The organism is Stenotrophomonas sp. S49, assembly GCF_016624905.1.
In the GTDB taxonomy this organism is placed as follows: domain Bacteria; phylum Pseudomonadota; class Gammaproteobacteria; order Xanthomonadales; family Xanthomonadaceae; genus Stenotrophomonas.
Genome location: NZ_JACVUD010000138.1, coordinates 1 through 7,780 on the forward strand (window position 1 = coordinate 1; position 7,780 = coordinate 7,780).

The following is a 7,780-nucleotide window of genomic DNA, read 5'->3' on the forward strand; positions in this document are numbered from 1 at the left end:
CCCCCCCCCCCCCCCCCCCCCCCCCCCCCCCCCCCCCCCCCCCCGCCACCCACGGAGGGCCCGCTGTTGACGTTGCTCTTGCTGTTGCCCGTAGCGGGTGCAGGGCGCAGCCCTGCCGAACACCCCTTTCATGAAATATGTTTCATGCGCGGCACAGCCTTGTTTTAGGCGCCAGCACGGATACTTCACGGCCTGCGCTGCCCGCGGTGGGCAGTGGCACTGTTGGAGAGCTGCATGCTCGGCTTGGTCAGGACCGCGCTCAACAAGCCTTACACCTTCGTGGTGATGGCCATTTTCATCTGCATCGTCGGCCCGCTCAGCGCGCTGCGCACGCCCACCGATGTGTTTCCCGATATCGGCATTCCGGTCGTGGCCGTGGTCTGGCAGTACACCGGCCTGTCGCCCGATGCGATGGCCGGGCGCGTGATCTCGCCCTACGAGCGCGCGCTCAGCACCACCGTCAACGATATCGAGCACATCGAATCGCAGTCGCTGGCCGGCATGGGCGTGGTCAAAGTGTTCTTCCAGCCGGGCGTGGATATCCGCACGGCCAATGCGCAGATCACCGCCATCTCGCAGACCATCGTCAAGCAGATGCCGGCCGGCATGACCCCGCCGCTGATCCTCAACTACAGCGCCTCCACCGTGCCAGTGCTGCAGATGGCGTTCTCCAGCCCCACGCTGGGTGAATCGCAGATCCGCGACCTGGCGCAGAACAGCGTGCGCCCACCGCTCACCTCCATTGCCGGCCTGGCCATTCCCGCGCCCTACGGCGGCAAGCAGCGGCAGATCACCCTGGACCTGGATCCGCAGGCGCTGGCCGCCAAGGGCCTGTCGGCGCAGGACGTGGGCAACGCGCTGGCAGCGCAGAACCAGATCACCCCGGTGGGTACGGCCAAGCTGGGCAGCAATGAATTCACCGTGCTGCTCAACAACAGCCCCAGTGACATCCAGGCGCTGAATGATCTGCCGATCCGCACGGTGAACGGTGCAGTGGTGACCATCGGCCAGGTGGCGCACGTGCGTGACGGCTCACCGCCGCAGACCAACATCGTGCGGGTGAACGGCGGCCATTCGGTGTTGATGGCCGCCCTGAAGAACGGCGATGCATCCACGCTCACCCTGGTCAGCCGCATCCACGACATGTTGCCGCAGATCAGCGAGACCCTGCCGCCGTCCCTGAAGATTTCGCTGTTGGGCGATGCCTCCACCTTCGTGCGCGAATCGATCGGCAGCGTGGCCCGCGAGGGCATCATTGCCGCGCTGCTGACCAGCGTGATGATCCTGGTGTTCCTGGGCAGCTGGCGCTCGACGGTGATCATCGCCGCGTCCATTCCGCTGGCGGTGCTGTCGGCCATCGCGCTGCTGTCGGCGGCGGGGCAGACGCTGAACGTGATGACCCTGGGTGGCCTGGCGCTGGCGGTGGGCATCCTGGTGGACGATGCGACGGTCACCATCGAGAACGTCAACTGGCACCTGGAGCAGGGCAAGGGCGTGCGCGAGGCGATCCTGGACGGCGCCGCGCAGATCGTCGGCCCGGCGTTCGTGTCGCTGCTGTGCATCTGCATCGTGTTCGTGCCGATGTTCCTGCTGGACGGCATCGCCGGCTATCTGTTCCGGCCGATGGCACTGGCGGTGATCTTCGCCATGGCCAGTTCGTTCGTGCTGTCGCGCACCCTGGTGCCGACCATGGCGCTGTACCTGCTGAAGCCGCACCGGGTGGAAGGGGGCGTGGGGCACCACCCCGAGGATGCCTTCCTGAACCACCATGAGGGCGACCACCCGCAGCATCGCCGCGCACGTCTGGCCGCGATGCTGGTGCGCTGGCAGCAGCGCTTCGAGGCCGGGTTCTCTGCCGTGCGCGATCGCTATCACGCGCTGCTGGGGCTGGCCCTGGCCAACCGCCGACGCTTCCTGGTCGGCTTCATGGCCTGCGTGCTGGTGTCCTTTGCGTTGCTGCCCACCCTGGGCCAGGACTTCTTCCCGGCCACCGAAGCCGGTGCATTGTCGCTGCACGTGCGGCTGCCGCTGGGCACGCGCATCGAGGAAACCGCAGCGGCCTTCGACCGCATCGAAGCGCGCATCCGGCAGGTGGTGCCGCCGCACGAGATCGACGCCATCGTCGACAACCTGGGCCTGCCGATGACCGGCATCAACATGGCCTACAGCGCCAGCGGCACCATCGGGCCGCAGGACGGTGACATCCAGGTCTCGCTGAAGCCGGGCCACGGCGATGCTGCTGCGTATGAAAAGCGCCTGCGCGAAGTACTGCCGTCGGCCTTCCCCGGCACCAGCTTTGCTTTCCTGCCGGCCGATACCAGCAGCCAGATCCTGAACTTCGGTTCGCCCGCGCCGCTGGATGTACGCATTGCCGGGCCCGATGCCGCCGGCAACCGCGCCTATGCGCAGGAACTGCAGCGCCGCCTGCGGCATGTGCCGGGGCTGGTGGATCTGCGCCTGCAGCAGCCGGACGGCTACCCGACGCTGCAGGTGGACGTGGATCGCCTGCGTGCCAACGGGCTGGGCATTACCGAACGCGATGTGACCAACAGCATGGTGGCCTCGCTGGCCGGTAGCGGGCAGGTGGCGCCCACGTTCTGGCTCAGCCCGAAGAACGGCATCTCCTACAGCGTGGTGGCCGCCACCCCGCAGTACCGCATGGACAGCCTGGCCGCGCTGCAGGCACTGCCGGTGACCGGCAGCAGTGGCACGCCGCAGGTACTGGGCGGCCTGGCGCAGATCCAGCGCGGTTCCAGCTCGGCGGTGGTCAGCCACTACAACGTGCAGCCCACGCTGGACCTGTACGCCAGCGTGCAGGGCCGCGATCTGGGTGCGGTGGCTGCCGATGTGCAGAAGGTCATCGACGGCATGGCCAGCCAGCGCCCGCGCGGCACCGAGGTCGGCCTGCATGGTCAGATCGATGCGCTGCATGTGGCCTTCACCGGCCTGGGCTACGGCCTGCTGGCGGCGATCGTGCTGATCTATCTGCTGATCGTCATCAACTTCCAGTCGTGGACCGATCCGTTCGTCATCATCACCGCGCTGCCGGCCGGCTTGGCAGGCGTCGTGTGGATGCTGTTCCTGACCCACACCTCCCTGTCGGTGCCCGCACTGACCGGTGCCATCCTGTGCATGGGCGTGGCCACGGCCAACTCCATCCTGGTGGTCAGCTTCTGCCGCGAGCGCCTGGCTGAGCACGGCGATGCCGCAAAGGCCGCACTCGAAGCCGGCTTTACCCGTTTCCGCCCGGTCTGCATGACCGCGCTGGCGATGATCCTGGGCATGCTGCCGACCGCACTGTCCACCGAACAGAACGCGCCGCTGGGTCGTGCTGTCATCGGTGGCCTGCTGCTGGCGACCTGCGCCACCCTGTTGTTCGTGCCGGTGGTGTTTGCCCTGGCCCATTCCCGCAAGTCCAAAACCGCCCCCGCCGGAGAGCCCCTGCATGTCTGATGCTTCCTTGCCGCAGGCGCCGCTGCGCCGCCGTCTGATCCTGGGGGCTGCCATTGCCGTGGCGGTCGTGGCCGCTGGCCTGGCGCTGCGTGCGCAGCAGGCCCATGCGGTGGGCGAGTGGACCGAACGGCAGGCCGTACCGGCCGTGCAGGTGGTCACCGCCGGTGCGCAGGGCGAAGCGGGCACGCTGACCCTGCCGGCGCACCTGGGGGCCTGGACCGAGGCGCCGATCCACGCGCGCGTGGGGGGCTACCTGAAATCCTGGAGCGCCGATATCGGCCAGTCGGTGAAGGCCGGCCAGGTGCTGGCGGTGATCGACAGCCCGGAACTGGACCAGCAGATTGCCCAGGCACATGCGCACCTGCTGCAGGCGCAGGCGGATGCAGCGTTGGCCAAGGTCAGCGCCGAGCGCTGGCAGGGCATGCTGGGCAGCCACTCGGTATCGCGCCAGGAAGCCGATGAGAAGCAGGCCAATGCCGTGGCCGCGCAGGCCAGCGTGGAAGCGGCGCAGGCCGACTATGCGCGGCTGCAGGAACTGGGGCGCTACCGCACGCTGCGCGCGCCCTTCGACGGCACCGTTACCGCGCGCCTGACCGACGTGGGCCAGTTGATCCGCGCCGATGACAGTGGCCGCGAACTGTTCAACATTGCCGATACCCGCCGCCTGCGGCTGATGGTGCCGGTGCCGCAGAACAGTGCGGCCAGCATCCAGCCGGGACTGCAGGCCACGCTGCAGGTACCGGGTCTGGCCGGCCGCCATTTCACCGCCACGTTGCAGGGTGATTCCAGCGCGATCGACCGCAGCTCGGGCACGCTGCTGGCTCAATTCGTAGTGGACAACGCCGACGGTGCCCTGCTGCCCGGCAGCTATGCCGAGGTGACCCTGCCGCTGCAGGGTGGCACCGACGGCGTAAGCGTACCGGACGACGTGCTGATCTTCCGTGCCAACGGCACCCAGGTGGCGGTGCTGGATGCGCACGACGTGGTGCATCTGCGGGACATCCATATCGCCAGCGACCTGGGCGCCACGCTGCGCATCGACCACGGCCTGAAGGCCGGCGAGCGCCTGGTTCCGAACCCACCCGATGCATTGCGCGAGGGCGATCACGTGCGCGTGGTGGCCGCAGCAAAGGAGCCGGTCCATGCGCGCGATTGAGACCGGCGTCGCTGTGTCGCTGGCGCTGCTGCTGGCCGGGTGTTCGCTGGCGCCAACCTACCAGGTGCCTGCGGTGCAGGTGCCGGTCGCCTACGAGCAGCCGACCGCTGCTGCGGCGCACCCGGCACTGGCGCAGGACTGGTGGCGGGCATTCAACGACCCCGTGCTGGACCGGTTGCAGGTGCAGTTGCGGCAGGCCAACCCGAATCTGGCGCTGGCCGTGGCGCACTACGATGCCGCACGCGCTGCCGCAGGCGAGACGGCCTCCGCACGCGCACCCCAGGTCGGTTTCAGTACCGGCCCGATGCGCCAGCGCCAGTCAGACGACAAGCCGCTGCGCAGTGCCACCCAGCCAGCGGTGTATGACAGCAATGCGGCCACGTTCTCGCTGTCCTTCGATCTGGATCTGTGGGGCCGGCTGCGCAACGCGGCGGCGGCCGGGCATGCGCGCGCGCAGGCCAGTGCAGATGACCTGGCCGCGGCACGGCTCAGCCTGTCCCAGCAGTTGACCGCCACCTACCTGCAACTGCGCAACACCGAGGCGCAGCAGGTCATCCTGCGCGACAGCATCGACGACTACCAGCAGGCGCTGCGCCTGACCCAGGACCGCTTCCAGGGCGAGATCGCGTCAGAACTGGATGTGGCGCGCGCACGCCATCAGCTGGCCAGTGCGCAGGCCGATCTGGATGCGCTGCAGGTGCACCAGGCCATGCTGCGGCACGCGCTGGCCGAACTGGTGGGGGCGCCGGCCAGTGGCTTCAGCGTGGGGGCGGTGGCACAGGCACCGACCCTGCCGCAGGTGCCCGCCGATCTGCCCAGCGCCCTGTTGCAGCAGCGCCCGGACATTGCCGCTGCCGAGCGCCGGGTGTTCGCCGCGAACGCGGGTATCGGCGTGGCGCGCGCTGCATGGTTCCCGCAGCTGAGCCTGACCGGCCTGTTCGGTGGCCAGACCTCGGGCAGCAGCGCGCTGCTGGATGCCGGCAACCGCTACTGGGCGCTGGGCCCGCTGGCGGCATTGCCGGTGTTCGACGGCGGCCGGCGCAAGGCCGCCAAGGCCGAGGCCTATGCCGAATTCGATGCGGCTTCGGCGCAGTACCGGGCCACGGTGCTGGCGGCGATCCGTCAGGTGGAGGACCAGCTGGTGCAGTTGCACGGACTGGCCGACCAGCGCGGCCACGAGGAAGAGGCCGTGCAGGCCGCCCGCCGTACCGAGCAGATCGCCCGTAACCGCTACGCCGGTGGCGCGGTGAGCTATCTGGACGTGGTGACCGCGCAGACCGACGCGCGGCAGGCGCAACTGGGGCTGCAGGACATCCAGAACCGCCAGCTGCAGGCCAGTGCCGCCCTGATGGCGGCCCTGGGCGGGGGCTGGTCGGTGGCGGCAGACGCGCGCGACTGAGGGTGTCTCAACCTGTGAGAGGGCGGGGCGGAACAATGCCGCCATCGCAGTTCTCACGGGAGTACGGCATGAATGCTTGGATCGGCAACACCATCGGCGCCTACGCGCCGGCTTTCATTGGCTGGGTGCTGGCGCTGGCCGGTTGGCTGCGGCTGGAACAGCTGCGCATCGATCCGCAGGCCCAGGCGCTGGGGCCGGTGCTGCAATGGGGCGTGGTGAGTGCGCTGCTGGTCACGCTGGGGTGCATCGTGGCGGCCAGCGCGATGCTGGCCCGGCGCAGCCGTTCGTAGCGTCGAGCTTGCTCGACGGTGCCTTGAACCCGCGGTTGAATCGTCGAACGTGCTTGAACCCGCCGTTGTAGAGTCGAGCTTGCTCGACTGCTTCGGGAAAAGCAGTCGAGCAAGCTCGACTCTACGGAGCGCGACGTCGAGCACGCTCGACGCCACGGTTACGCGGCCCTCAGCGCAGCAGCGGTGCGGTATCAACCAGCTGCACATCGTGCATCTGGTCCAGGTAGGCCTCGTAGTACCACTTGTGTGACGCACCGACGATGGCCAGCATGCGCGTGCCAGGGTACTGGCCCAGTACGTCGCGGATGTTGGCGACCATCCGCAGGTTGCGGGTTTCCCAGTAGCCCAGGTAATTGCGGCCGAAACCCTGCGGCGACGGTTCCACCAGCGTTGCGCCGAAGTCGCTGTCATAGACCAGCCTGGCGGTGGCCGGATCATTGTCGTTGCGGTAGATCGCCATCAGCCCGTCAGGCGCTGCGACATCGGCGTACAGGCGGTCGTAGGTCGCCCGCCGTGTTGCCCCGGCGGAGGTGTTCCACGCCGCGCGGATCGCCTTGGCGTAGTCCTTCTGCAGTGCCTGCGGGGTAGGGGCATCGGCGGTATGGTCGTCCACCGACCACAGCCGTTCCAGGCCCAGGCGTGCGGCCAGTTCGGCGGCGACCAGACTGACTTCGTCCTTGCGTGCCGCACGGGCGTCCAGGAACTCGACCAGTTCCGCGCTCAGGCTGTCGCCCGCGCGTCGTTCGGCGGTGGGCAGGCGCAGCCACTGCACGATGGCCGAACCGCGCTCGCCGGCGGCCAGGAACACGGCGGCCAGGTGGCGACGCTGTGCCGGCGTCGGCGCCTTCGGCCAGGACGCCAGTAGGCGCTCCATCTCGGCATTGGCGGTGGGTACATCCATGCCGGTGGCAGCCTGTGCCGGGGCGGTGTCAACGCAGTAGCTCTTGACGCTGTCGGCATAGCGGGTGGGATTGCGGCGCATGAAATCGCACTGCAGGCCGGACACGTTCTCAACCGCGATGGCGGTGGGCCGCCAGGCCTGCAGGCGCCCCAGCAGCGGTTCCAGCTGCGCAGGCTTGAACGCTTCGGGCAGGCCGGACAGGTGCGGGCTGCCCAGCACCAGCACTTCGTTCACCCGTCCGGCGGGCGGACCCTTCAGTTGATCGGGGTGGAACGAGGGGCGGTAGTGCCCGTCGTCGGCAGCGGCCAGGGCACTGGCACCGCACAGTGACAACAGGGCAAGACAACGCAGTGGTCGCAGCATGCAATCTCCTTGAACGAGGTGGCTTCCGTGGAAGCGCAGAGCCTGCCAGTGCATGCCGGTAGACATATCTCCCGAAGGTCATGTAAACCTTCTGGGCCTGGCATGCATCGCAGGTTCAAGGCGTGTGCGCGACACTGCCGTTGTAGAGTCGGGGGGGGGGGGGGGGGGGTTTTTTTTTGTGGGGGGGGGGGGGGGGGGGGGGGGCGGCGGCGCCGCGG

General features: G+C 68.6%; 5 protein-coding genes. 4 read left to right on the plus strand and 1 reads right to left on the minus strand.

The window, feature by feature from the left end:
* Positions 1–234 precede the first annotated feature (234 nt).
* From IAE58_RS19220 to IAE58_RS19235, 4 genes are all read left to right on the plus strand, one after another.
* Complete coding sequence (locus IAE58_RS19220) at positions 235–3,453, plus strand: efflux RND transporter permease subunit (protein ID WP_199934540.1); 3,219 nt, start codon at positions 235–237, stop codon at positions 3,451–3,453.
* Positions 3,446–4,609, plus strand: coding sequence for an efflux RND transporter periplasmic adaptor subunit (locus IAE58_RS19225; RefSeq protein WP_199934539.1), 1,164 nt, complete (start codon positions 3,446–3,448; stop codon positions 4,607–4,609). The genes IAE58_RS19220 and IAE58_RS19225 overlap by 8 nt, the downstream gene beginning before the upstream one ends.
* On the plus strand, positions 4,596–6,008 hold the full coding sequence (locus IAE58_RS19230) for an efflux transporter outer membrane subunit (RefSeq protein WP_199934538.1): 1,413 nt from the start codon (positions 4,596–4,598) through the stop codon (positions 6,006–6,008). The genes IAE58_RS19225 and IAE58_RS19230 overlap by 14 nt, the downstream gene beginning before the upstream one ends.
* 68 nt (positions 6,009–6,076) lie before the next feature.
* On the plus strand, positions 6,077–6,298 hold the full coding sequence (locus IAE58_RS19235) for a hypothetical protein (RefSeq protein ID WP_199934537.1): 222 nt from the start codon (positions 6,077–6,079) through the stop codon (positions 6,296–6,298).
* A 169-nt stretch (positions 6,299–6,467) separates the two neighbouring features.
* Here the strand turns inward: IAE58_RS19235 and IAE58_RS19240 are convergent, their stop codons facing one another.
* The gene (locus tag IAE58_RS19240) at positions 6,468–7,562 is read right to left on the minus strand and encodes a DUF5694 domain-containing protein (RefSeq protein ID WP_199934536.1); all 1,095 of its coding nucleotides are present in this window, start codon (positions 7,560–7,562) and stop codon (positions 6,468–6,470) included.
* Between the last annotated feature and the right edge of the window lie 218 nt (positions 7,563–7,780).

Excerpts from the sequence above, each read along its gene's own strand:
- IAE58_RS19225 (WP_199934539.1), top strand. The coding sequence starts at position 3,446 with ATGTCTGATGCTTCCTTGCCGCAGGCGCCGCTGCGCCGCCGTCTGATC.
- IAE58_RS19240 (WP_199934536.1), bottom strand. The coding sequence starts at position 7,562 with ATGCTGCGACCACTGCGTTGTCTTGCCCTGTTGTCACTGTGCGGTGCC.
- IAE58_RS19235 (WP_199934537.1), top strand. The coding sequence starts at position 6,077 with ATGAATGCTTGGATCGGCAACACCATCGGCGCCTACGCGCCGGCTTTC.
- IAE58_RS19220 (WP_199934540.1), top strand. The coding sequence starts at position 235 with ATGCTCGGCTTGGTCAGGACCGCGCTCAACAAGCCTTACACCTTCGTG.
- IAE58_RS19230 (WP_199934538.1), top strand. The coding sequence starts at position 4,596 with ATGCGCGCGATTGAGACCGGCGTCGCTGTGTCGCTGGCGCTGCTGCTG.